Source organism: Isoptericola sp. NPDC057391 (genome assembly GCF_042668085.1).
Classification (GTDB): domain Bacteria; phylum Actinomycetota; class Actinomycetes; order Actinomycetales; family Cellulomonadaceae; genus Isoptericola.
In genome coordinates this window covers 1-21,350 of sequence record NZ_JBHVBO010000054.1, presented here as the reverse complement: position 1 = coordinate 21,350, position 21,350 = coordinate 1, and the positions used below count along the sequence as shown (strand labels likewise).

The 21,350-nt window shown below is 73.8% G+C and carries 18 protein-coding genes; 11 read left to right on the top strand and 7 right to left on the bottom strand.

Annotation, left to right across the window (positions count from 1 at the left end; genetic code table 11):
• Positions 1 to 67: 67 nt before the first annotated feature.
• From ACFUVW_RS09480 to ACFUVW_RS09465, 4 genes are all read right to left on the bottom strand, one after another.
• Positions 68 to 1,537: a dihydrolipoamide acetyltransferase family protein gene (locus ACFUVW_RS09480; RefSeq protein ID WP_430571079.1), complete on the bottom strand. Its 1,470-nt coding sequence runs from the start codon at positions 1,535 to 1,537 to the stop codon at positions 68 to 70.
• Positions 1,538 to 1,559: 22 nt separating this feature from the next.
• A complete protein-coding gene (locus ACFUVW_RS09475; RefSeq protein WP_430571078.1) occupies positions 1,560 to 2,573 on the bottom strand; it encodes an alpha-ketoacid dehydrogenase subunit beta in 1,014 nt (337 codons plus the stop codon).
• Positions 2,570 to 3,718: a pyruvate dehydrogenase (acetyl-transferring) E1 component subunit alpha gene (gene pdhA, locus ACFUVW_RS09470; protein ID WP_430571080.1), complete on the bottom strand. Its 1,149-nt coding sequence runs from the start codon at positions 3,716 to 3,718 to the stop codon at positions 2,570 to 2,572. Before pdhA ends, ACFUVW_RS09475 begins: the two co-directional genes overlap by 4 nt.
• A gap of 256 nt (positions 3,719 to 3,974) precedes the next feature.
• Positions 3,975 to 4,241: a hypothetical protein gene (locus ACFUVW_RS09465; RefSeq protein ID WP_430571077.1), complete on the bottom strand. Its 267-nt coding sequence runs from the start codon at positions 4,239 to 4,241 to the stop codon at positions 3,975 to 3,977.
• A gap of 152 nt (positions 4,242 to 4,393) precedes the next feature.
• Between ACFUVW_RS09465 and ACFUVW_RS09460 the strand changes: the two genes are divergently transcribed.
• The 9 genes from ACFUVW_RS09460 (at position 4,394) to ACFUVW_RS09420 (ending at position 15,636) form a co-directional block, all read left to right on the top strand.
• Positions 4,394 to 5,836: an aminotransferase class I/II-fold pyridoxal phosphate-dependent enzyme gene (locus ACFUVW_RS09460; RefSeq protein ID WP_430571076.1), complete on the top strand. Its 1,443-nt coding sequence runs from the start codon at positions 4,394 to 4,396 to the stop codon at positions 5,834 to 5,836.
• Between the two features lie 93 nt (positions 5,837 to 5,929).
• Entirely contained in the window at positions 5,930 to 6,319 is a 390-nt protein-coding gene (locus ACFUVW_RS09455; protein WP_430571075.1) for a RidA family protein, read from the top strand.
• A 127-nt stretch (positions 6,320 to 6,446) separates the two neighbouring features.
• On the top strand, positions 6,447 to 7,445 hold the full coding sequence (locus tag ACFUVW_RS09450) for a hydroxyacid dehydrogenase (RefSeq protein WP_430571074.1): 999 nt from the start codon (positions 6,447 to 6,449) through the stop codon (positions 7,443 to 7,445).
• Between the two features lie 232 nt (positions 7,446 to 7,677).
• A complete protein-coding gene (locus ACFUVW_RS09445) occupies positions 7,678 to 8,604 on the top strand; it encodes a carbohydrate ABC transporter permease (protein WP_430571073.1) in 927 nt (308 codons plus the stop codon).
• On the top strand, positions 8,601 to 9,533 hold the full coding sequence (locus ACFUVW_RS09440) for a carbohydrate ABC transporter permease (protein ID WP_430571072.1): 933 nt from the start codon (positions 8,601 to 8,603) through the stop codon (positions 9,531 to 9,533). Before ACFUVW_RS09445 ends, ACFUVW_RS09440 begins: the two co-directional genes overlap by 4 nt.
• Positions 9,534 to 9,594: 61 nt before the next feature.
• Positions 9,595 to 10,914 (top strand): extracellular solute-binding protein, encoded by a 1,320-nt coding sequence (locus ACFUVW_RS09435; protein WP_430571071.1) that lies wholly within the window; start codon positions 9,595 to 9,597, stop codon positions 10,912 to 10,914.
• Positions 10,914 to 12,359, top strand: coding sequence for a BNR-4 repeat-containing protein (locus tag ACFUVW_RS09430; protein ID WP_430571070.1), 1,446 nt, complete (start codon positions 10,914 to 10,916; stop codon positions 12,357 to 12,359). The genes ACFUVW_RS09435 and ACFUVW_RS09430 overlap by 1 nt, the downstream gene beginning before the upstream one ends.
• A gap of 74 nt (positions 12,360 to 12,433) precedes the next feature.
• Positions 12,434 to 14,713 (top strand): FAD-dependent oxidoreductase, encoded by a 2,280-nt coding sequence (locus ACFUVW_RS09425; RefSeq protein ID WP_430571069.1) that lies wholly within the window; start codon positions 12,434 to 12,436, stop codon positions 14,711 to 14,713.
• 68 nt (positions 14,714 to 14,781) lie between these two features.
• Positions 14,782 to 15,636, top strand: coding sequence for a LacI family DNA-binding transcriptional regulator (locus ACFUVW_RS09420; protein WP_430571068.1), 855 nt, complete (start codon positions 14,782 to 14,784; stop codon positions 15,634 to 15,636).
• 38 nt (positions 15,637 to 15,674) lie between these two features.
• Here ACFUVW_RS09420 and ACFUVW_RS09415 read toward each other — a convergent pair whose 3' ends face one another.
• Positions 15,675 to 16,466: a DeoR/GlpR family DNA-binding transcription regulator gene (locus tag ACFUVW_RS09415; protein WP_430571067.1), complete on the bottom strand. Its 792-nt coding sequence runs from the start codon at positions 16,464 to 16,466 to the stop codon at positions 15,675 to 15,677.
• Positions 16,467 to 16,547: 81 nt separating this feature from the next.
• Between ACFUVW_RS09415 and ACFUVW_RS09410 the strand changes: the two genes are divergently transcribed.
• Positions 16,548 to 17,579, top strand: coding sequence for an acetylxylan esterase (locus tag ACFUVW_RS09410; protein ID WP_430571066.1), 1,032 nt, complete (start codon positions 16,548 to 16,550; stop codon positions 17,577 to 17,579).
• 11 nt (positions 17,580 to 17,590) lie between these two features.
• On the opposite strand, the gene ACFUVW_RS09405 is transcribed toward ACFUVW_RS09410, so the two are convergent.
• Positions 17,591 to 18,808, bottom strand: a complete 1,218-nt coding sequence (locus ACFUVW_RS09405) for a pyridoxal phosphate-dependent aminotransferase (RefSeq protein ID WP_430571065.1) — start codon at positions 18,806 to 18,808, stop codon at positions 17,591 to 17,593.
• An 8-nt stretch (positions 18,809 to 18,816) separates the two neighbouring features.
• Positions 18,817 to 19,734, bottom strand: coding sequence for a helix-turn-helix transcriptional regulator (locus tag ACFUVW_RS09400; protein WP_430571064.1), 918 nt, complete (start codon positions 19,732 to 19,734; stop codon positions 18,817 to 18,819).
• A 102-nt stretch (positions 19,735 to 19,836) separates the two neighbouring features.
• On the opposite strand from ACFUVW_RS09400, the gene ACFUVW_RS09395 reads away from it, so the two are divergent.
• Entirely contained in the window at positions 19,837 to 21,294 is a 1,458-nt protein-coding gene (locus ACFUVW_RS09395; RefSeq protein WP_430571063.1) for an MFS transporter, read from the top strand.
• Positions 21,295 to 21,350 lie beyond the last annotated feature (56 nt).

Genomic DNA, 21,350 nt, shown 5'->3' with positions numbered 1-21,350 from the left:
GTAGCCGGCTACGGTCCCCTCCCGACCTCTCTATCTCGCGGGTCCGGGTTCTCTATCTCGGCGTGGGTCAGCCCCAGACGAGGCCGCGGGCCGGGTCCTCGAGCACCTTTGCGACGTCGGCCAGGTAGCGGGCGGCGAGCTCGCCGTCGACCAGGCGGTGGTCGACGGACAGCGCGAGCTGCGTGACCCAGCGCGCCTTGATCTTGCCCTTGTGCACCCACGGCTGCTTGCGGATCGCGCCGAACGCGAGGATCGCCGCCTCGCCGGGGTTGAGGATCGGCGTGCCCGTGTCGGTGCCGAAGATGCCCACGTTGGTGATGGTGATCGAGCCGTCCGCCATGTCCGCGGGCTGGGTGCGACCCGCGCGCGCCGTGGACGTGAGGGTCGCGATCGCCTTCGCCAGGCCGAGCAGGTCGAGCGTGTGCGCGTCCTTGATGTTCGGCACGACGAGCCCGCGCGGCGTCGCCGCCGCGATCCCCAGGTTCACGTAGTGCTTGTAGACGATCTCCTGCGCGGCCTCGTCCCAGCTCGCGTTGATCTGCGGGTGCCGGTTGACCGCCAGCAGCATCGCCTTGGCCGCGACGAGCAGCGGCGTGACGCGCACGTCCGCGAAGTCCCGGTCCTCCTTCAGCGTGGCGACCAGCTTCATCGTCTTCGTGACGTCGATCGTCTGGAAGACGGTGACGTGCGGGGCGGTGAACGCGCTGGCCACCATCGCCTCGGCCGTGCGCTTGCGCACCGACTTCACCGGCACGCGCGTGCGGCGGCCGTCCTGGCTCACCGTGCCCGACGCGAGCCACGGCTGGTCGTCGTCGGGGTAGGTGGCGAGGGCCTTCGGCGCGGCGCCCTCGGCGTGCGCGACGACGTCCTCCCGCGTGACGATCCCGCCCGGGCCCGTGGGGTGCACGGACGCGAGGTCGACGCCGAGGTCCTTCGCCAGCTTGCGCACCGGCGGCTTGGCGAGCACGCGCGTGCTCTGCGCGCCGGGCGTCGCGGGCACGCTCGCCATCGGCTTCTCGATCGCCGGGCCGGACGGCGCAGGAGCGACGGGAGCGGCGGCGGGGGGAGCCGCGGGCGCCGGGGCCGGCTCAGGGATCGACTCCGTGACCGGCTCAGGTGCCGGGGCGGGAGCCGCGACCGGGGCGGCCGGGGCGGAGGACCGGCGCCGCCGCCGGCCCGTGGTGCCGCCGTCGCCGGTGCCGTACCCGACCAGCACGGAGCCGGAGCCCTCGCCGGACGCGTCGCCGGTCCCCTCGCCGGAGCCCGCCGGGGCGGCCGAGCCGGCCGGGGTGTCGGCGCCGGTGGAGATCTCGATGATCGCCGTGCCGACGTCGACGGTGGTGCCCTCCTCGGCGAGCAGCGCCGTGACGGTGCCCGCCCACGGCGACGGCAGCTCGACGAGCGACTTGGCGCTCTCGATCTCCACGATCACCTGGTTGACGGTGACGGTGTCGCCGACGGCGACGCGCCACTCGACGATCTCGGCCTCGGTGAGGCCCTCGCCCACGTCCGGGAGGGGGAAACGCTGCGTGCTCATGGGTCTCCTCGGGTCAGCGGGGTCAGTGGGCCAGGACGCGGTCGACGGCGTCCACGACGCGGTCGACGCTCGGCAGGTACTCGTGCTCGAGCTTGGCGACGGGGTACGGCGCGTGGAAGCCGCCCACCCGCAGCACGGGGGCCTCGAGCGAGTAGAAGCACTCCTCGCTGACCCGCGCCGCGACCTCGGCGCCGGAGCCGAGGAACGTCGGCGCCTCGTGCACGACGACGCAGCGCCCGGTCCGCTGCACCGACTCCACGACGGCGGTCACGTCGAGCGGGGAGATGGCGCGCAGGTCGACCACCTCGGCGCTCGTGCCCTCGGCGGCCAGCGTGTGCGCGGCCTTGAGCGCGGTCGCGACCGTGGGTCCGTAGGCGACGAGCGTGACGTCGGTGCCCTGCCGGGCGACGCGCGCCCGGTTGAGCACGTCGGCGCCGCCGGCGACCTGCGCTGTCGGGTAGGGGCTGGTCGTGACCTCGCCCTTGGACCAGTAGCGGCCCTTCGGCTCGAAGAACAGCACCGGGTCCGGCGACGCCACGGCGGCGCGGATCATGTCGTAGGCGTCCTGCGGGGTGGACGGCGAGACGACGCGCAGGCCGGGCGTGTGCGCGAACAGCGCCTCCGGGCTCTCCGAGTGGTGCTCCACCGCCCCGATGCCGCCGCCGTAGGGGATGCGGATGACGACGGGCACCTGCAGCCGGCCGCGCGACCGGTAGTGCATCTTCGCTAGCTGCGTCGTGATCTGGTCGTACGCCGGGAAGACGAAGCCGTCGAACTGGATCTCGCACACCGGCCGGTAGCCGCGCAGCGCCATGCCGATCGCGGTGCCGACGATGCCGGACTCGGCGAGCGGCGTGTCGACCACGCGGTCCTCGCCGAAGTCCTTCTGCAGGCCGTCGGTGACGCGGAAGACGCCGCCGTTGCGGCCGACGTCCTCGCCCATGACGAGCACCTTGGGGTCCGACTCGAGCGCGGAGCGCAGGCCCTCGGTGATGGCGCGGGCGAAGGTGAGGGTCTGCGGGGTCGCAGAGGTCATCGGGCCGCCTCCGTCGTCTCGTTCTCGTACTGCTCGAACCACGCCCGCTCGGCGGTGACCTGCGCGTGCTCGGTGGCGTACACGTGCTCGAACATGGCGCCGGCGGGCGGGGCGCCCAGCTGGCGCACCTCGGTGCGCAACCGCTCGCCCAGGGCGTCGGCCTCCCGCTCGATCCCGGCCGCCCAGCCGTCGTCCCAGCCGCCCTCGGCGCGCAGCAGCGCGGCGAGCCGGTCGATCGGGTCGCGGCGGGCCCAGTGGTCCTCCTCGGCGCGGGCCCGGTAGCGGCTCGGGTCGTCGGAGGTGGTGTGGGCGCCCATCCGGTACGTGTACGCCTCGACGAAGGTGGGGCCGCCGCCGGTGCGCGCGCGCTCCAGGGCCTCGGCCGTGACGGCGTAGCAGGCGAGGACGTCGTTGCCGTCCACGCGGACGCTGGGGATGCCGAAGCCCTCGCCGCGCTGGTAGAGCGGGGCGCGCGACTGGCGCGACGTCGGCTCCGAGATGGCCCACTGGTTGTTCTGCAGGAAGAACACGACCGGCGCGTTGTTCACGGCCGCGAAGACGAGCGCCTCGCTGACGTCGCCCTGGCTCGTCGCGCCGTCGCCGAAGTACGTGACGACGGCGGCGTCGCGCGCGGCGTCGCCCGTGCCGACCGCGCCGTCGCGCTGCACGCCCATCGCGTAGCCGGTCGCGTGCAGCACGTGGGAGCCGATGACGAGGGTGTACAGGTGCACGTTGTGCTCGGCCGGGTCCCAGCCGCCGTGGTCCTCGCCGCGGTACAGGCGCAGGCGGTCGACCGGGTCGACGCCGCGCGCCTGGAGCACGCCGTGCTCGCGGTAGGAGGGGAACACGTAGTCCTGCGGCGACAGGGCGTACGCCGAGCCGACCTGGGCGGCCTCCTGGCCACGGCCCTGCGCGTACAGCGCGAGCTCGCCCTGCCGCTGCAGGGCCGTGGCCTCGTCGTCGAACCGCCGCGTCAGCACCATGTCGCGGTACAGGGCGCGCAGGTCCTCGGAGGTGAGGTGGTCGACACGCGAGCGGTAGGTCGCGTTGTCGGGTTCGACGACACGCTCGCCGGTGGGCGAGACGAGCTGGACCAGGGGTTCGACGTCAGCGGGCGCGACGTCGGCGGGCACGTCGACCGGCATCTGGTCGGGCTCGCCGGTGGTGGGCTGCGGCACGCGGTCTCCTTCGCTGACGGCCCCTGGGCGGGGCTGGGCTGCTCCGGCACGGAGGAGGTCCCGGCCCACCGCACGGTGACCACCGGAACCTACGCCTTCGTAGCCTACGCCAGCGTAGGTTGTCGTCCAGGGGGCAGACCCCCCGACGGCTGTGCCAATGTCCCCCCGATCGTTTTGGAGGATCCCTCCAAGTCGCCGGGGTGGACGGCGTCGCCCACCCTGGTCAGCGCGGGTACTCCTGCCCGGCGCGCAGGGCGTCCCGCTCGCGCAGCACGGGCCAGCGCGAGAAGGCGAACACGAGGAACATCACCACGTTGAGGATCGGCACGATGCCGACCAGCACCCACCAGCCCGAGTAGCCGGCCTTCTGGATGATCCGGATGTACGCGATCAGGAAGATCACCGCCACCGCCAGGTAGACGATGATCGCGGCGGTGCCGAACAACCATCCGTAGTCGTCGGCGAGCTGGTCGTAGTCCACGTTCTCCATGGCGGGGAGTCTTCCGCCCGCGGCCGCAGGCGCAACCCGGGCGGACACCGTCGCCCCGGCGCCACCGGGTCGCGAGCACCACGGGCCCGGCCGAGCATGGCAGGCGGCACGGTCGTCGGCGAAGGACGGAGGCAGGCATGGATCATGGTCGGGTGCCGGTCCTGGAGGCTCTGGAGGAGTTCCGGGACCGCGGGGACGTCGTGTTCGGGCCACCCGGTCACCGGCAGGGCGCGGGGGTCGACGCGCGGGTGCTCGACGTCGTGGGGGCGGGAGTCTTCGCGTCGGACGTGCTGATGCTCAACGGCCTGGACGACCGTCGCATGTCCCAGGGCGTCCTCGAGCAGGCGCAGGAGCTCATGGCCGACGCGGTGGGGGCGGAGAAGACCTTCTTCTCCACGTGCGGCAGCTCGCTGTCGGTCAAGACCGCGATGATGTCGGTCGCCGGGCCCGGGCAGAAGCTGCTGGTCTCCCGCAACGCCCACAAGTCGGTGGTGGCGGGGCTGGTACTCACCGGCATCGAGCCGGTGTGGGTGCACCCGCACCACGACGAACGGCTGGACCTCGTGCACCCGCCGGAACCGGCCGACGTCGAGCGCGCCCTCCGGGGCTCCCCCGACGCCGCGGGCATGCTCCTCATCACGCCCACCGACTGGGGCACCTGTGCCGACATCGCCGGGGTCGCCGAGGTCTGCCACCGGCACGGCGTGCCGCTGATCGTCGACGAGGCCTGGGGCGCGCACCTGCCGTTCCACGACGCCCTGCCCACGTGGGGCATGGACGCCGGGGCCGACCTGGTCGTCACGAGCGTCCACAAGATGGGCTCGGCCATCGAGCAGAGCTCGGTGTTCCACCTGCAGGGCGACCTGGTCGACCCGGTGGTGCTCAAGCAGCGGGAGGACCTCCTGGGCACCACGAGCTCGTCGGCGCTCGTCTACCTCACCCTGGACGGCTGGCGCCGGCAGATGGTCGAGCGGGGCCACGACCTGCTCGACGCCACCCTGCGTCGTGCCGAGGGCGCCCGCGAGGCGGTCGGCCGGCTCGACGGCCTCGACCTCATGGGCGCGGACGCGCTCGGCGAGGGGCGAGCGTTCGAGCTCGAACCCGTCGTGCTCACGGTCGACGTGCGAGGGCTCGGCATCTCCGGCTACCAGGCGGCCGAGTGGGCCCGGGCCGCACGCCACGTCGACCTCGGGTCGTCGGACGCGTGCCGCGTCAGCGCCCGGCTCAGCCACGGCGACGACGACGAGCGCATCGCCCGGCTCGTCGACGCGCTGGCGGGCCTCGTCGAGGCGGCGCCCTCGTTGGAGCGTCCGCCGCAGGTCGCGCTGCCGGCGCCGGGCGCCCTCGAGCTCCGCTCGGCGATGTCCCCCCGCGAGGCCATGTTCGCCGCCGCCGAGCAGGTGCCCGTGGAGCGCGCGGTCGGGCGGGTCGTCGCGGAGATGGTGAGCCCCTATCCCCCGGGCGTCCCGGTGCTCGCCCCCGGCGAGGTCGTCACCCAGGAGGTGGTGGACTACCTGGTCACGGGCGCGCGAGCGGGGATGCTCGTCCCGGACGCCGCCGACGCCACCCTCGAGACGCTGCGGGTCGTGGCCTGAGAGACGTGGGAACCGGTCGACCGTGCGCCGGGCGCGGCACGTGTCGGTGGCTCGCGAGACGCTCGGGGAAAGCCTTCGACGAAGGGACCTGCCATGCCGACACCGACGCCGGTCGACCCGCCCTCGCTGCACCAGAACCCCGCCTTCGCGTGGGGCATGATCCTGCCCGCCGGCCGCACCCTGTACGTGGGCGGCCAGAACGGCACGGGCCCCGACGGCGAGATCGTCGAGGGCGGTCTCGGCCCCCAGACCGAGCAGGCGCTGCGCAACGTGCTCGCCGTGCTCGAGGAGGCGGGCACGGACGCGGAGCACGTCGCGAAGCTGACGATCTACCTGGACCCGTCGGTGGACCCCAACGACGGTTACGTCGCGTCGAGGAAGGTCTGGCAGGCGCGCACCGCCGTCACCGTCCTCGCCGTCGCGCCCGCCCGTCCCGGCGCGCTCGTCGAGGTGGAGGCCGTCGCGACGGTCCCCGAGGGCTGACAAGACGCGCTGGTGCACGGCCTCGCCGGGCTCGCCGTCGCGCTGGTCGCCGCGGCGATCGGGTGGCGGCTCCGCGTCACGCGGGCCGGCGAGAGCGACCGCGAGCGATCCCGTTAGGGTCGGCGCCATGCCGACGCCGCAGCCCGCCCCGCCCGCCGCGATCCTCACCGCCGTCGGCGAGGACTGGGCGGGGTCCGTCCTGCCCACCGCAGTCCGCGACCGGCTGGCGGCGCACGGCCCGGTCGTCGACCTCGCGACCGCCGACGAGGGCACGATCGCCGGGGCGCGCGCGCTCGTCACCGGCTGGGGCGCTCCCGTGCTGGACGCCGCGGTGCTCGACCGCCTGCCGCGCCTGGAGCTCGTGGCGCACGCGGCCGGCTCGGTGTGGGGCATGGTGACGCCCGAGGTGTGGGCACGCGGGGTGCGCGTCACGTCCGCGGCGCACGCCAACGCGCGCGCCGTGGCTGACTTCACCGTGTCGATGGTGCACCTGGCGGTGAAGAACGCGTTGCGGCTGGGCCTCACGGCCGCGCGCGAGCACGCGATGCCGGGGCGCGTCGGGATCCGCGGCCTCGACGGCGCCGCGGTCGGCCTGGTCGGGTTCGGGCTCATCGCGCGCCTCGTCGCCGAGGCCCTGCGCCCCCTCGACGTGCGTGTGCTGGTGCACGACCCGTACTACGACGCCGACGACGCGCGCCGGGCGGGCGTGGAGCTCGTCGGCCTGCCCGACCTGCTCGCGGCCTGCGACGTCGTCTCCGTGCACGCCCCGCTCACGGACGGCACGCGAGGCATGCTCGGCGCCGACGAGCTCGGCCTGCTCGCGCCGTCGGCCACCCTGCTCAACACCGCCCGCGGCGGGCTGATCGACCACGACGCGCTCGCCCGCACGCTCGCGGACCGGCCCGACCTGTTCGCCGTCCTCGACGTCACCGACCCCGAGCCCCTGCCCGCGGGGCACCCGCTGCTCTCCCTGGGCAACGTCTTCCTCACCCCGCACGTCGCCGGGTCGCTCGGCACCGAGGAGGCCCGGCTCGGCCACGCCGCCGCCGACGAGGTCGACCGCTGGGCCGCGGGCGAGCCGCTGCGGCACGAGGTGCGGCCCGAGCAGCTTCCCTTCACCGCCTGAGCGCCAGCACGGCGCACCCCGGAGGCCGTCGAGCCCGACACTCACGTCGGCTCGGCGGCCTCCGCTGTTCACTACGGTGTGACGTACTGTTCAGTTGTGTTCATTTCAGGGGCAAGTTGTTACCGCACCGAGACCGCAGACGTTTGACCAGATCGGCCAGGATCCGCCAGAGTGTGTCGCGGACACCAGCTCATCACCCTCGTTGCCGAGGTTGACCCACAGGGACGTGGACATGACGAGTTCACAAACTCACACTCTTGAACACAGAAAGTCACAGACGACGCCACGACGGCTCGGCGACGGGCAGTTCGCCGTCCTGCTGCTCCTGCCCGGCGTCGCGCTGCTGGCCGGCGTCGTGCTCTACCCGCTGATCGCGGCACTGGTCACGGCGTTCTTCGAGCAGAGCCTCGTGCTGCCCGGGCGCACGTTCGTCGGGCTGCAGAACCTCGTGGACGTGCTCCAGGGCGACTTCCTGCGCCTGCTGCGCCAGACGCTCGTCTTCACGCTCGGCACCACGATCCTGCCGTTCGTGATCGGCTTCGCCCTCGCGCTGGCGCTGAACACGAGGATCCGCGGCGCCAAGGTGCTGCGCGGCCTCATGCTCATCCCCTGGCTGGTGCCCGGCGTCGTCGTGTCGTTCCTGTGGATGTGGATCTTCAACGCCAACTACGGCGTGATGAACGCGCTGCTGCAGGCGGTCGGCCTGGTCGACGACCCCCAGGCGTGGCTCGCCCAGCCGGGCACCGCGATGGGCGCCGTGATCCTGGCGAAGACCTGGCAGTCGTTCCCCTGGATGATGGTCATGCTCCTGGCCGGCCTCCAGACCGTGCCGGTCGAGCTGCACGAGGCCGCCGAGATGGACGGGGCGGGCACGGTCCGCCGCTTCTTCGCCATCACGCTGCCGCACCTCAAGGGCATCGTCGGGCTGGTGCTGCTGCTGGAGTTCATCTGGAACTTCCAGCACTTCGACATCATCTACGTCCTCACGGGCGGCGGCCCCGCGGGCGCCACCCAGACGTTCGCCACCGCCGTGTACGAGACGGCCTTCCAGGGCTACGACCTCGGCAAGGCCGGCGCGCTCGGCCTGCTGTGGATGGTGCTGCTCATGGCGCTCGTCGTCGTGTACGTCCGCTTCTCGGAGAAGGGAGAGGAGCGATGAGCGCGACGACGCAGCTCCCCGCCGCGCCCACCCCGCCCTCGGCGTCGTCCCCGGCGGACGCGCCCCGTCCGCCCCAGCGCCTGCGCCGCGGCGCGCTGCGGTCCGAGCGACCCGGCGTGCGCGTCGCGGCGTGGGCCACCGTGGTGATCTGCGGCGGCTTCGGCCTGCTGCCGGTGTACTGGCTGCTCGCCACGTCGCTCACGCCGCGCGACCAGGTGTTCAGCTATCCGCCGAGGTTCTTCCCGTCGGCGCCGACGCTGGACGCGTTCGCCGCGCTGGCCTCGAACGAGCAGCTGTTCGGCTACCTGCGCAACAGCGTCATCGTCTCGGTGATCACCGCGGTGCTGTCGGTGCTGGTCTCGGCGTACATGGGGTACTCGTTCTCCAAGTTCCGCTACCGCGGCCGCCGCTCGCTGATGTACCTGGTGCTGGCGTCGCAGATGTTCCCGCAGGCCCTCCTGCTGGTGACGCTGTACAGCGTGTTCAGCGCGTACAACCTGCTCAACACGTACACCGCGCTGGTGCTGAGCTTCACCACGTTCACGCTGCCCCTGTGTGTGTGGATGCTCAAGGGCTTCTTCGACACCATCCCCGACGAGCTCATCGAGGCGGCGCGCGTCGACGGCGCGTCCCGTCTGCGGATCATCCACTCGATCGTGCTGCCGCTGGCCGCGCCAGGCCTCATCGCCGCGGGGCTGTTCGCCTTCGTCCGCGGCTGGAACGACTTCGTCTTCGCGCTCACGCTCGCCGGCCCGGAGAAGCAGACCCTGCCGCCCGGCCTGGTCAACACGTTCATCGGCGAGGCCTCGACGGCGTGGCCGGAGCTCATGGCGGCGTCGCTCGTCGTCTCGCTCCCGGTCGCGATCGCTTTCATCGCCCTGCAGAAGTACCTGGTCGGCGGGCTCACCGCCGGCGCCGTCAAGGGCTGACCGCCCCCCTCACGCTCCACCACCGTCCCCACCTGAACGACCCTCGATGCGGAGGATCCCCATGACTCTCACCCTTCCCCAGAGCGCCGTGTCGCGGCGTCGCGTGCTCCAGCTGCTCGGCATCGGCGCCGGCACCGCCGCCCTCGCCGCCTGCGCGCCGTCCGCGCCGTCGTCCACGGGCGCCGCCGCCTCGGCCGCCGCGACCGGCGGCGCGAAGACCGACTTCGCGTTCTCGTCGTGGTCGTTCACCGAGGAGGCCGCGGCCCCCGCACTCGAGGCGATCGTCAAGGCCTACCAGGACCAGGCCGGCGTGACCGTGAAGGACGTCTCGTTCCCCTACAACGAGTACATCAACCAGCTCACCCTGCAGGTGAAGGGCGGCCAGTTCACGGGCGCGGCGCACGTCGACGTCGCCTGGCTCGGCTCGCTCGCCGCCATGGGCAAGCTGCAGGACCTCTCCGCCCTCACCGAGGGCCGCGGGTACACCGACGCGGCGCTGTCGGCCGCCCAGTTCGACGGCGTCCAGTACGGCCTGCCGTGGACCATCGGCGCGATCGGCCTCGTGGCCAACTCCGAGCTGCTGACGAAGGCGGGGATCGACCCCGACGCCTTCCCCACCACGGTGGACGAGTTCGAGAAGGCGCTCCAGGACCTCAAGGGCCTCGGCGGCGGGATGATCCCCTACGCCGCGTCCACCAAGGCGGCGCAGCTCAAGGACATCCTCATCTGGATGGAGACGTTCGGCAGCCCGCTGGTCGACGGCGACACCGTCACCATCGGCGACGACGCGTCCGTCGAGGCCGTGACCTGGTACAAGTCGCTGTACGACCAGAAGCTCATCGCCGCCGACGTCGACCGGTTCGACGCGCGCTCCCTGTTCGCGCAGGGCCGCGCCGCGATCTACGACGACGCCCCCGTGGGCCGTAACGCCGTCCAGGAGGAGTCGCCCGACAAGGACCTCGGCAGCAAGCTGACGCCGCTGTCCCGCCCCGTCCTCAAGGCCGGCGAGACGCCCCGCGCCCTCGTGTGGGGCGGCGCCATCGCGGTCGTCGACGGCGATGGCGCCGCGACCGCCGCCGACTTCGCCCAGTTCGCGACGTCCGACCTCGACACGGTGCTGGCCGACTACGAGGTGCGCGGCCTGCCGCCCGTCACCACCGAGGCGCAGCAGTCCGACGTCGTCGCCGCCGACACCTTCGGGTCGCTGTTCAACGACCGCATCACGGCGACGTCGACGAGCAACCCGTTCTGGAAGTTCACCGCGTACTCGCAGATCGAGACGGTCGTCGCCGAGCAGGTGCAGGCCGTGCTGGTCGGCAAGACCGACCCGAAGACCGCAATGCAGAAGGCCGGCGAGGCCGCGCAGAAGCTGGTCGGCTGATGGGACGCCGCACCGCACGGGGGGTCGCCCTCGCGACGGCGTCGCTCGCGCTGGTCGCCGGGGCGTCGCTCACCGGCCCGGCGTCGGCGGCACCGCCCGGGGCCACCGGGCAGGCGAAGCACGCCGAGACGATCGAGCCGCTCCCCTACCCCGTGGACCGCTCGAACAACGCGGGCTGGTGGACGCCGCTCGACGTCGTCGACGGCGTCACGTACATGGCGTTCGACGCCCCCGCCGCGGAGGCCTCGCGCCACGAGGTGCACGTCGCGGCGAAGGGCGCCGACGGCGCGTGGACCGTCGGCTGCCTGCGCGCCGACGACGGGTCGTGCGCGACGTTCCTCGACGACAGCGGGCACGACCAGCCGTCGATCGTCGTGGACGGCGAGGGCACGATCCACGCGTTCGTGTCCATGCACCACGTGCCGTGGCAGTACTTCCGCTCGACGACGCCCGGTGACGTCACGTCGCTCGTCGACGCGAGCGCCGACCTGCCCGACCAGGGCGTGCCGATGACCTACCCGGTCACGGCGCGCGGCGCCGACGGCGACGCGTACGTCATGGTGCGCGGCGGCCGCGACGGGGCCACCGTCCGTGACGGGCGGCTGTACCGCTTCGACACGGCGTCGGGCACGTGGTCGCGCGTCGCGGTCTTCGCGTCGGGCGTGGGCGCGTCGGTCTACCCGGACGACCTCGAGGTCGGCACCGACGGCCGGCTGCACGTGCTGTGGGAGTGGCACCGCTGGGCGGCCGGGCCGTACCGGCACCTCGGCTCGTACGCCGTCTACGACCCGGCCGACGACTCCTGGCACGACGCGGCCGGCAACGCCCTGACCACGCCCATCGCACCGTCCGCGGGCGGAGCGGTGGTCTACCAGCCGTTCGCGCCCGGCGAGTCGCTGGCGACCGACGCCCCCACCGTGCAGACCGCCAAGCTCGCGATCACGGGCGACACGCTCGCCGGCGTCGTCTACCGCTACGCGGAGGCGAAGGCCGACGACACCGCGGACCGCTTCGACGTGCGCTTCGCGCGCTTCGACGGCACCGCCTGGCAGCGCGAGACCGTGGTCGACGCCGAGTCGCTGGGCGACGGCATCGACACCGTCGCCGCGCTGGACGCCACGTCGGCGGCCGGGGTCACCCGCGCGTACGCCGTGGTGCAGGGCCGGGTCGACGGCCAGGTCCGCACCCAGGTGGTGCGCGCGGAGCGCGGGGGCGACGGCGGGGACTGGCGGTTCGCCGGGCTCGGCGACGTGCAGCCGGGCCAGCAGCGTCTCGCCGCCCGCACGATCCGCACCGGCCCGTCCGCGGGCACGGACGTGCTGTACGTGAGCGCCGCCGAGACCGGGCCGACGTCGGGCACGCTGTTCCACGCCCGCGTGCCGCGCACCGGCGCCCCGATCGCCGGCACCCCGCTCGAGGACGTCGTCGCCGGCCTGCGCGGCTGAGCCGCGCCGCGCACCCACCCCGCACCACGAGAACCACCGAACCCCAGAACCACCGGATCGAGGACTGAGAGATCATGCGCACGCAGACCGTCGAGGCGGACGTCGTCGTCGTCGGAGGGGGGCTCGCCGGCGTCAGCGCGGCGGTCGCCGCCGCGCGGCTGGGCCGCCAGGTGGTGCTGGTGAACAACCGGCCCGTGCTGGGCGGCAACTCCTCCTCCGAGGTGCGGGTGTGGGTGTGCGGCGCCACCGCGCACGGCAACCAGCGCTGGGCCCGGGAGACCGGGATCGTCGGCGAGATGTACGTGGAGAACCAGTACCGCAACCCCGAGGGCAACCCGGTGTACTGGGACGACGTCGTGCTCGACACGGTGCGCCGCGAGGAGAACCTGCGGCTGTTCCTCAACACGGACGTGCGCGAGGTGGTCGCCACCGGCCCCGACGACGCGCGCCGCATCGAGTCCGTCACGGGCTGGACGATGGGCTCGGAGATCCTCACGACGTTCGTCGCGCCGGTCTTCCTCGACTGCACCGGCGACGGGCTGGTCGGCCACCTGGCCGGCGCGCGGTACCGCCTCGGCAAGGAGTCGCAGGCCGAGTTCGGCGAGGAGTGGGCGCCGCCGGAGCCGGTGCGCGAGTTCCTCGGCTCCACGCTGCTCTTCTACACCAAGGACCTCGGCCACCCGGTGAAGTACGTGGCGCCGGAGACCGCGATCGACATCACCCGCACGCCCATCCCGATGAACCGCGTGATCCGCAGCGGCGACTCCGGCGCGCACTACTGGTGGATCGAGTGGGGCGGCGAGCTCGACATCGTCGACGACAACGAGCGCATCCGTGACGAGCTGCGCGGCGTCATCCTCGGGATCTGGGACTACATCAAGAACTCCGGGAAGTTCGACGCCGACAACCTCACGCTCGAGTGGATCGGCAACGTGCCCGGTAAGCGCGAGTACCGCCGCCTCATCGGCGACTACACGCTGCACCAAGGCGACGTGATCGACCAGACCGTCTTCGACGACGGCGTCGCGTTCGGCGGCTGGTCCATCGACCTGCACCCCGCCCAGGGCATGTACGCCGAGGGGGCGGGCGCGCTGCAGCGCTTCTCCGACGGCGTCTTCGAGATCCCTTACCGCTCCCTGTACTCCGTGAACGTGGAGAACCTGCTGTTCGCCGGGCGCGACGTGTCGGCCACGCACATCGCCTTCGGCGCCGCGCGCGTCATGGCGACCTGCGGCGCGATGGGCCAGGCCGCGGGCACCGCCGCCGCGCTGTGCGTGGAGCACGGCACGACGCCGCGCGGCATCTACACCGACCACCTCGACGAGCTGCGGCAGACGCTGCTGCGCTGGGACGCCCCCGCCGTCGGCATCGCGAACACCGACCCGCACGACCTCGCCCGCCGCGCCACCGTCACCGCCTCCAGCACGACGACGCGGATCGCCGCGCCCGTCACGGAGCCGGCCGACGGCGACCCCTACGACTTCGACGTCTACGACCTGGACGTCGACCTCGGCATCGTGCTGCCCGTGGACCCGCGGCTCGAGACGATCGAGCTGCTGGTCTCCGCGCGCCGCGACACCACGCTGTCGGTCGAGGTGTTCTCCACCGGCAAGCCGCAAAACGTGGTGCCGGCGCACCTGGAGACCAAGACGGACGTCGTCGTGCCCGCCGGCGACGAGCGCTGGGTCACCGCCCACGTGCCCTTCGCCCCCGACGTGCCGCAGAACGCCGTCGTCGTGCTGCGCGCCAACCCCGACGTCGCGGTCCGCCTCACCTCGCCGCTGCCGGCGGGCGTGCTCACGCTGGTGCACCGCGTCGACAACGACGACCAGAACGTGCAGATCAGCTCCGAGGAGCTGCTGGTGCAGTGGCCCACCAAGCCGCTGCGCGGGCGGTCCGTCGTCTTCCGCGCCGGCCCGGACACCCGCGCGCTGGCGCCAGAGCGCGCCACGAGCGGCTACCACCGCAACCACGGCGGCCCGCACCTGTGGGCGTCGTCGCCGATGGTGCCCGGCCGCGACGAGTGGCTGCGACTCGACTGGGACGAGCCCGTCACCGGGCGCGAGGTGCGCGTGGTGTTCGACGACGACCTCGACGTCGAGCTCAACACCCTGCACCACCACCGCACGCCCGACGAGATCATGCCGACCCTCGTGAAGGACTACCGGGTCGAGGTGCTGCCGGTGGGCGCGGAGGGCTGGGTGACCGTCGCCGACGAGACCGACAACCGGTGGCGGCTGCGCACCCACCCGCTGCCGTCCGGCCTCGGCCCGCTGCGGGCCGCGCGCCTCGTCGTCGGCGCCACGAACGGCTCGGCGCAGGCCCGCGTGGTCGCGCTGCGCGTGCAGGAGTGACCGTGCCGCACGCTCTCACCCGGCCGGCGCGCGGCGCCGCCACCGCATCCCGGGCTACGCTGACCGCCGTGCACAGGAAGGAGCGCACCGGCATCGTGGCGCTCGCCGTGCCGGACCTCGAGGAGCCGTACTTCGCCGAGCTCACGGCGCTGCTCGTGCGGCGCGCCGACGAGCGCGGCCTGTCGATCCTCATCCAGCAGACCGCGGGCGACCACGAGCGCGAGGTGGACGTCGCCAACGGCATCGGGCTGCCCCCGACCGACGGCCTCATCCACATCCCGCGCGCCCTGTCCGTGGCCGACCTGACGCGGCGCACCTCCCCCGGGCCGCTGGTGCTGCTCGGCGAGCACATCCTCGTCAGCCCGTTCACGCACGTGACGATCGACAACCGGGCCGCGTCGTACGCCGCCACGGAGCACCTGGCATCCGTCGGGTGTCGGCGGGTGGCGTTCGTCGGGCCGCGGGACGCGCGCCCCTCGGACGCCGCCGACCGCCGGTACGCCGGCTACCGCGAGGCCGTGGCCGCGCTCGGCATCGCGGACGACCCGGCGCTCGTCGCGCAGGTCGAGTCGTTCACGCCCGGCGAGGGGCGGCGCGCCGTCCGCGAGCTGCTGGAGCGCGGCGTGGAGCTGGACGGCATCGTCTGCTCCAACGACTCCGTCGCGTTCGGCGCCCTGCCCGCGCTGCACGAGGCCGGGCGGCGGGTGCCGGACGACGTCGCCGTCGTGGGGATCGACGACGTGCGCGGCGCGCAGTTCACGACGCCGTCGCTCACGTCCGTCTCCCCCGACAAGGAGGCCCTCGTCGAGCGCGCGCTGGGCGAGCTGGAGCGGCAGATCGCCACGCCGCCGGGCGCCAACCTGCCCGTGCAGCACGTGGTCGTGGACGCGCGCGTCGTGCCGCGCGCCAGCACCGCCCGCTGACGGGTGGCGCCGCCCCGCAGCGTGCCGGAGCACGGCGGTCAGTCGACCGGCACCACCCAGAGCTCGCCGACGTGCGCCTCGAGCAGCTCGCGCGCGTCGGCGTCCAGGCCGTCGTCCACCACGAGATGCTCCACCTCGTGCAGGTCGACGATCGTGGTCAGCCCGACGACGCCCCACTTGGTGTGGTCGGCGAGCACGACGGCGTCCTGCCCGGCGGCCAGCAGCGCCCGGTCCGTCTCGGCCTCGAGCAGGTTGGGCGTCGTGAGGCCCGCGTGCAGGTCCACGCCGTGCACGCCGAGGAACGCGACGTCGAGGTGCAGGTGCTCCAGGGACCGCACCGCGACCGGGCCGACGAGCGCGTCGGACGGCGTGCGGACCCCGCCGGTAAGCACGACGGACTGCGTGTACGGCTCGTCGGCGCGGTCGGGGCGGCGGAACACCTCCGCGACCGGCAGCGAGTTGGTCACCACCGTGAGGTCGGGGACGGCGCGCAGCTCCTGCGCGAGCACCCACGCCGTCGTGCCGCCCGAGAGCCCCACGGCCATGCCGGGCTCCACGAGCTGCGCGGCCCGGCGGGCGATGGCCCGCTTGGCCCCGACCTGCTGCTGCACCCGCGACGCGAACCCGTGCTCCTGCACCGCGCCGGCGTCCCCGCGGGTGGTGGCGCCGCCGCGGACCCGGTCGAGCTCGCCCGCGTCCGCGAGCGCCTCGATGTCCCGACGCACCGTCATCGCGCTGACACCCAGCTCCTGCGCCAGCTCGGTGACGCTCGCGGCGCCCCGGCGGCGCACCTCGGCCACGATCCGCGACCTGCGTTCTGCGACGAGCACCCGCTCCCCTTTCGACCCGCGGCACAGTCTGTCACGCAGCCTGCCGCCGGTATGCCCGGACCTCAAGAGCCTGGAGATCCCGTGACCCTGCCCGCCCCCTACGACGCCTGGTTCCCCGGCAGCCCGATCGACGGCACGTACGGGTACGACCGCGACGGCCTGCTCGCCGTGCCTCCCGCCGCCGAGCCCGACGGGTTCGCCGACCTGTGGCGGTCCTGGCACGCCGCGGCGCGCGACGTCCCGGCCGACGTCGTGGCGGAGCCCGTGGGGCGCCAGGGCGCGCACGACGTGTCGTTCGTGACGTTCACCGCCGACGGCGGCCTGCGGCTGCGGGCGTGGCTGGCGGTGCCGGCGGACGGCGACGTCCGCGTGGGGATCGTGCACGGGCACGGGTACGGCGGGCGCGAGGCGCCGTCGTTCGAGCGCGTGCCCCGCGACGCGGCCGTGATCTTCCCGGTGGCGCGCGGCCTGGGCGTGCTCAACGCCGGGGTGGGCGCCCCGGACGTGAGCACCGAGCACGTGCTGCACGGCATCGACGACGTCGAGACGTACGTGCTGGGACGCTGCGCCGTCGACCTGTGGCACGCCGCCACCGCGCTGCAGGAGGCGCTGGCCGGCGTCGACGGGGTTCACGCCGACCTGCCGCTCTACTACGTGGGCACCAGCTTCGGCGGCGGGGTCGGCGCGCTCGCCGTGCCGTGGGAAGACCGGTTCGTGGGCGCCACGCTGGAGGTGCCGAGCTTCGGCCAGTACGACGAGCGCCTCGCCGTGCCGTGCACCGGCAGCGGCGAGGCGCAGCGACGCTACGTGGCGGAGCACCCGGAGGCCCGCGCCGTCCTCGCGCTCACGGACGCGTCGGTCGCGGCCACGTACGCCCGCGTGCCGGTGCGGGTGGAGTGCGCCCTGTGGGACACCCACGTGCCGCCGCCCGGACAGTTCGGCGTCACGGCGGGCGTCCGCGCCGCCGAGCGGGCCGGCACCGGGGCGGAGCTGGAGCTGGCGGTGCACTCGGCGGGCCACGCCGAGTACCCCGGCCAGGCCCGGGAGATGGCCGCGGCGTTCGCGGCCACCCGGGCGCACGTCGCCCGCGCCCTGGCAAACGTGACGCGGTAGAGAACCCTCGGCTACCGCCGGCGTGTCGCCAGGAACTCCCCGATGCGGCCGATGGCCTCGGTGAGGATCTCCTCGTCGGGCAGGGTGACGAGGCGGAAGTGGTCGGGCTCGAACCAGTTGAACCCGGTGCCGTGGGTGACGAGGATCTTCTTCGCCCGCAGCAGGTCGATGACGAACGCCTCGTCGTCCTCGATCGGGTACATCTCCGGGTCGAGGCGCGGGAAGCAGTACAGCGCGCCCTTGGGGCGCACGGACGTGACGCCGGGGATCTCGTTGAGCAGCTTGTCGGCCAGCATCGCCTGGTCGTAGAACCGGCCGCCGGGCACGATGAGCTCGTCGATCGACTGGTACCCGCCCAGCGCGGTCTGGATGGCGTGCTGCGCGGGCACGTTGGCGCACATGCGCATGTTGGCCAGCAGGGTGAGGCCCTCGAGGAACTCGGTGGCGTTCTCCTTGGGACCCGACACCATGACCCACCCGGCGCGGTACCCGCACACGCGGTACGCCTTGGACAGGCCGCTGAACGTCAGGCACAGCACGTCGTCGCCCGCCGCGGCCGCGGCGTGGTGGTGGGTGGCGCCGTCGAACAGGATCTTCTCGTAGATCTCGTCGGTGAGGACCACGAGGTCGTGGCGGCGGGCGATGTCGACCATCGCCTCCACCATCTCCTTGCTGTACACCGCGCCGGTGGGGTTGTTCGGGTTGATGATCACCATCGCGTGCGTGTTCTCGGTGATCTTCGACTCGAGGTCCTCGAGGTCCGGCATCCAGCCGTTCTCCTCGTCGCACCGGTAGTGCACGGCGGTGCCGCCGCACAGCGTGACGGCGCCCGTCCACAGCGGGTAGTCCGGCGCCGGGACGAGGATCTCGTTCCCCTCGTCGACGAACGCCTGCAGCACCATCGAGATGAGCTCGGAGACGCCGTTGCCGATGAAGACGTCCTCGACGGTCGTGTCGCGCAGCCCGCGCGACTGGTAGTACTGCGCCACCGCGGTGCGCGCCTCGTAGATGCCGCGCGAGTCGCTGTACCCCTGCGCCTCGGGCAGGTGGTGCACGACGTCGGCCTGGATCGCCGCCGGTGCCTCGAAGCCGAACGGCGCCGTGTTGCCGATGTTCAGCTTGAGGATGCGGTGGCCCTCGGCCTCGAGGCGCTGGGCCTCGACGAGGATGGGGCCGCGGACGTCGTAGCGGACGCCGCGGAGCTTGCGGCTCTGTCGGATGGTGCGCACGGGGTCCATCATCCCCCCGCCGGGCCGGTGACCGACACGGCCAATCCGCGACCAGCGGCCCCGTCGTCCCGCGACGTCACGGCGGGCGCCGCCCCCACCAGCGCGTCGAGCCGCTCCAGCCGCTGCGCCGTCGCGTCGTCGGCCGGCGTCATGACGATGATCCGGTCACCGCGGGCACGGTCCAGCCACAGGCTCTGGAAGTGCACGTCGAGCCGGCCCGCGCGGGCCGAGCGGTAGTGCCGCAGCTGGGTGCCGTCCCCGGCCACGTCGTACGACTCCCAGTGCCGCACGAAGTCCGCCGACGACGCCCGCAGCCGCGCCAGCAGCGCGGACCAGCGGGGGTCGTCGCGGTGCTCGGGCTCGCGGGCCCGCAGGCGGGCGGCGATGTTGTGCAGGACGACGTCCTCGGCGTCGCCGAGCGCCCCGCGCCAGCGCGGCTCGGTGAACATCAGCCAGGCGCAGTTGCGGTCCTCCGCCGGGCGGGCGTCGAGGTCGTCGAACAGGTACCGGTACGCCCGGTTGGCGGCGAGCAGGTCGTAGCAGTCGGTCTGCACGGCCGCCGGGTACGGAAGCAGCCCGGCGAGCACCGCCAGCTGCTCCGGCCGCACCCCCGGCGGCGGCCCGGGCGCGACGGCGGTCTCGCGGCCCGCGAGGACCATGAGGTGGCGGCGCTCGGCGTCGTCGAGCCGCAGCACCCGGGCGACCGCCTCGAGCACCTGGTCCGAGACGTTCTTGGCCCGCCCCTGCTCCAGCCACGTGTACCAGGTGACCCCCACCCCGGCGAGCTGCGCCACCTCCTCGCGGCGCAGGCCCGGGGTACGGCGGCGCCCGCCGGCGGGGAGCCCGACGTCGCCGGGGGTCACGCGCCCGCGGCGCTCGCGCAGGAACGCGCCGAGGGCGGCGCGGTCGGGGGTCGTGGAGGACACCGCCCCAGTGTCGCCCCCGGACGCGCCCACAACCAGGTGGTGGCGGTACCACGATCGGCAGGCTCCTGGTACCAGGATGGGCGCGGGCGCACCGTCGACGTCATGACCACGACCACCACCCCGCCCGCCGCGGCGGCGCCCGCCGCGGCGATCTCCCACCGGGCGCTCACCGGCCTCGGCCTCGCCGTCCTGCTCGTCGCGTACCTGCCGGTCAACATGACGTTCGGGTCGGTCAACCTGCTCGCCCCGGCGATCACCGCCGACCTCGGCGCCGCGGCGTCGGGCGGGCAGCTCGTCCTGTCCGCGTACACCACGACGTTCGCGGCGACGCTCGTGGTGGCCGGGCGGCTGGGCGACCGCTACGGACGACGGCGGCTGCTCGCCGCGGGGCTCGGGGCGTTCGCGGCGCTGTCGGTGCTGGCGGCGTTCGCCCCGACCCTGCCGGTGCTCGTGGCGTTCCGGGCGGGGCTCGGCGTCGCCGCGGGCCTGTTCACGCCCCAGGTGCTGTCGACCATCCAGGCCACCGCGCCCGACCGTCTGCGGGCGCTCGGCGTCACCCTGTTCACGGCCGTGAGCGGCGTCGCGACCATCGCCGGGCAGGTGCTCGCGGGGGCGGTGGCCGGCGTCGCGGGCGACCACCTGGGCTGGCGGGCCGTGCAGGCCGCCACCGGGGCGATCGCCGTCGCCGCCCTGCTGGCGCTGCGCACGGTCCCGGAGTCGCGGTCGACGGCGCCGCTCGCGCTCGACCTGCGCGGCGCCGCGCTGCTGGCGGCCGGCCTGCTGCTGCTCGTGGTGCCGCTGACGCTCGGCGCGTCCGCCGGCTGGCCGCCGGCGCTGATCGGGATGCTCGCGGCGGCGGGCGTCGTGCTGGCCCTGTTCGCCCGGTCGCAGCGTGCCGCCGAGCGGCGCGGGGAACTGCCGGTCGTACCGCCGAGCGTGCTGCGGACCCGCGTGGTGCGCGACGGGCTCGTCATGACGCTGCTGTTCTTCACCGGCTACGGGGCGTTCCTGTACGAGTTCTCGGCGCTCGCGCAGGGCGCACTGGGTGCCGACGCCTGGGGCACGGTCGTGCTGCTGCTCGGCTTCGGCGGCGCCTTCGTCGTGACGGCCCTCGCCACGCCCGCGATCGAGCGCCGCACCGGGCGCTGGACGATGACGGGTTCGGCCGTGGCCCAGGCCGTCGTGCTCGGCGGGCTGGCCCTCGTCGTCGGCAGCGGGCAGATGGGCGGGCACTCCGGGGCGACGGCGGCCCTGCAGCCGCTGCTCATGGCGCTCGGCGCCGCGCAGGCGCTCATGTACGGGCCGGTGCTGCGCACCGTCCTGTCGCGCACGCCCACCTGGGCCGCCGGCGTCGCGGGCGGGCTGTTCACCACGCTGCAGCAGCTCGGCCTCGGCCTCGGCGTCGCCGTGCTCGGCGGGCTGTTCCAGGCGGTCGCGGCGCGCGCCGGGGTGCCCGAGTCCGCCGGCCTGCCGCGCGGGTTCGTCGTCGCCGTCGTCGTGCAGGCGGGCCTGGCGCTCACCTTCGCCGCGCTGGCCACCCGGGTCGCGCGGACCCGGTGACACACCGCGCTCACGGCGGCAGTTCGTGCTCGGAGCGGCAGTTCGAACTGCCGCCC

What these genes read in the sequence shown, in the direction of transcription:
- ACFUVW_RS09440 (WP_430571072.1), top strand. Translation starts at nt 8,601, where the DNA reads ATGAGCGCGACGACGCAGCTCCCCGCCGCGCCCACCCCGCCCTCGGCG.
- ACFUVW_RS09455 (WP_430571075.1), top strand. Translation starts at nt 5,930, where the DNA reads ATGCCGACACCGACGCCGGTCGACCCGCCCTCGCTGCACCAGAACCCC.
- ACFUVW_RS09450 (WP_430571074.1), top strand. Translation starts at nt 6,447, where the DNA reads ATGCCGACGCCGCAGCCCGCCCCGCCCGCCGCGATCCTCACCGCCGTC.
- ACFUVW_RS09465 (WP_430571077.1), bottom strand. Translation starts at nt 4,241, where the DNA reads ATGGAGAACGTGGACTACGACCAGCTCGCCGACGACTACGGATGGTTG.
- ACFUVW_RS09425 (WP_430571069.1), top strand. Translation starts at nt 12,434, where the DNA reads ATGCGCACGCAGACCGTCGAGGCGGACGTCGTCGTCGTCGGAGGGGGG.
- pdhA (WP_430571080.1), bottom strand. Translation starts at nt 3,718, where the DNA reads ATGCCGGTCGACGTGCCCGCCGACGTCGCGCCCGCTGACGTCGAACCC.
- ACFUVW_RS09480 (WP_430571079.1), bottom strand. Translation starts at nt 1,537, where the DNA reads ATGAGCACGCAGCGTTTCCCCCTCCCGGACGTGGGCGAGGGCCTCACC.
- ACFUVW_RS09445 (WP_430571073.1), top strand. Translation starts at nt 7,678, where the DNA reads ATGACGAGTTCACAAACTCACACTCTTGAACACAGAAAGTCACAGACG.
- ACFUVW_RS09475 (WP_430571078.1), bottom strand. Translation starts at nt 2,573, where the DNA reads ATGACCTCTGCGACCCCGCAGACCCTCACCTTCGCCCGCGCCATCACC.
- ACFUVW_RS09395 (WP_430571063.1), top strand. Translation starts at nt 19,837, where the DNA reads ATGACCACGACCACCACCCCGCCCGCCGCGGCGGCGCCCGCCGCGGCG.
- ACFUVW_RS09430 (WP_430571070.1), top strand. Translation starts at nt 10,914, where the DNA reads ATGGGACGCCGCACCGCACGGGGGGTCGCCCTCGCGACGGCGTCGCTC.
- ACFUVW_RS09435 (WP_430571071.1), top strand. Translation starts at nt 9,595, where the DNA reads ATGACTCTCACCCTTCCCCAGAGCGCCGTGTCGCGGCGTCGCGTGCTC.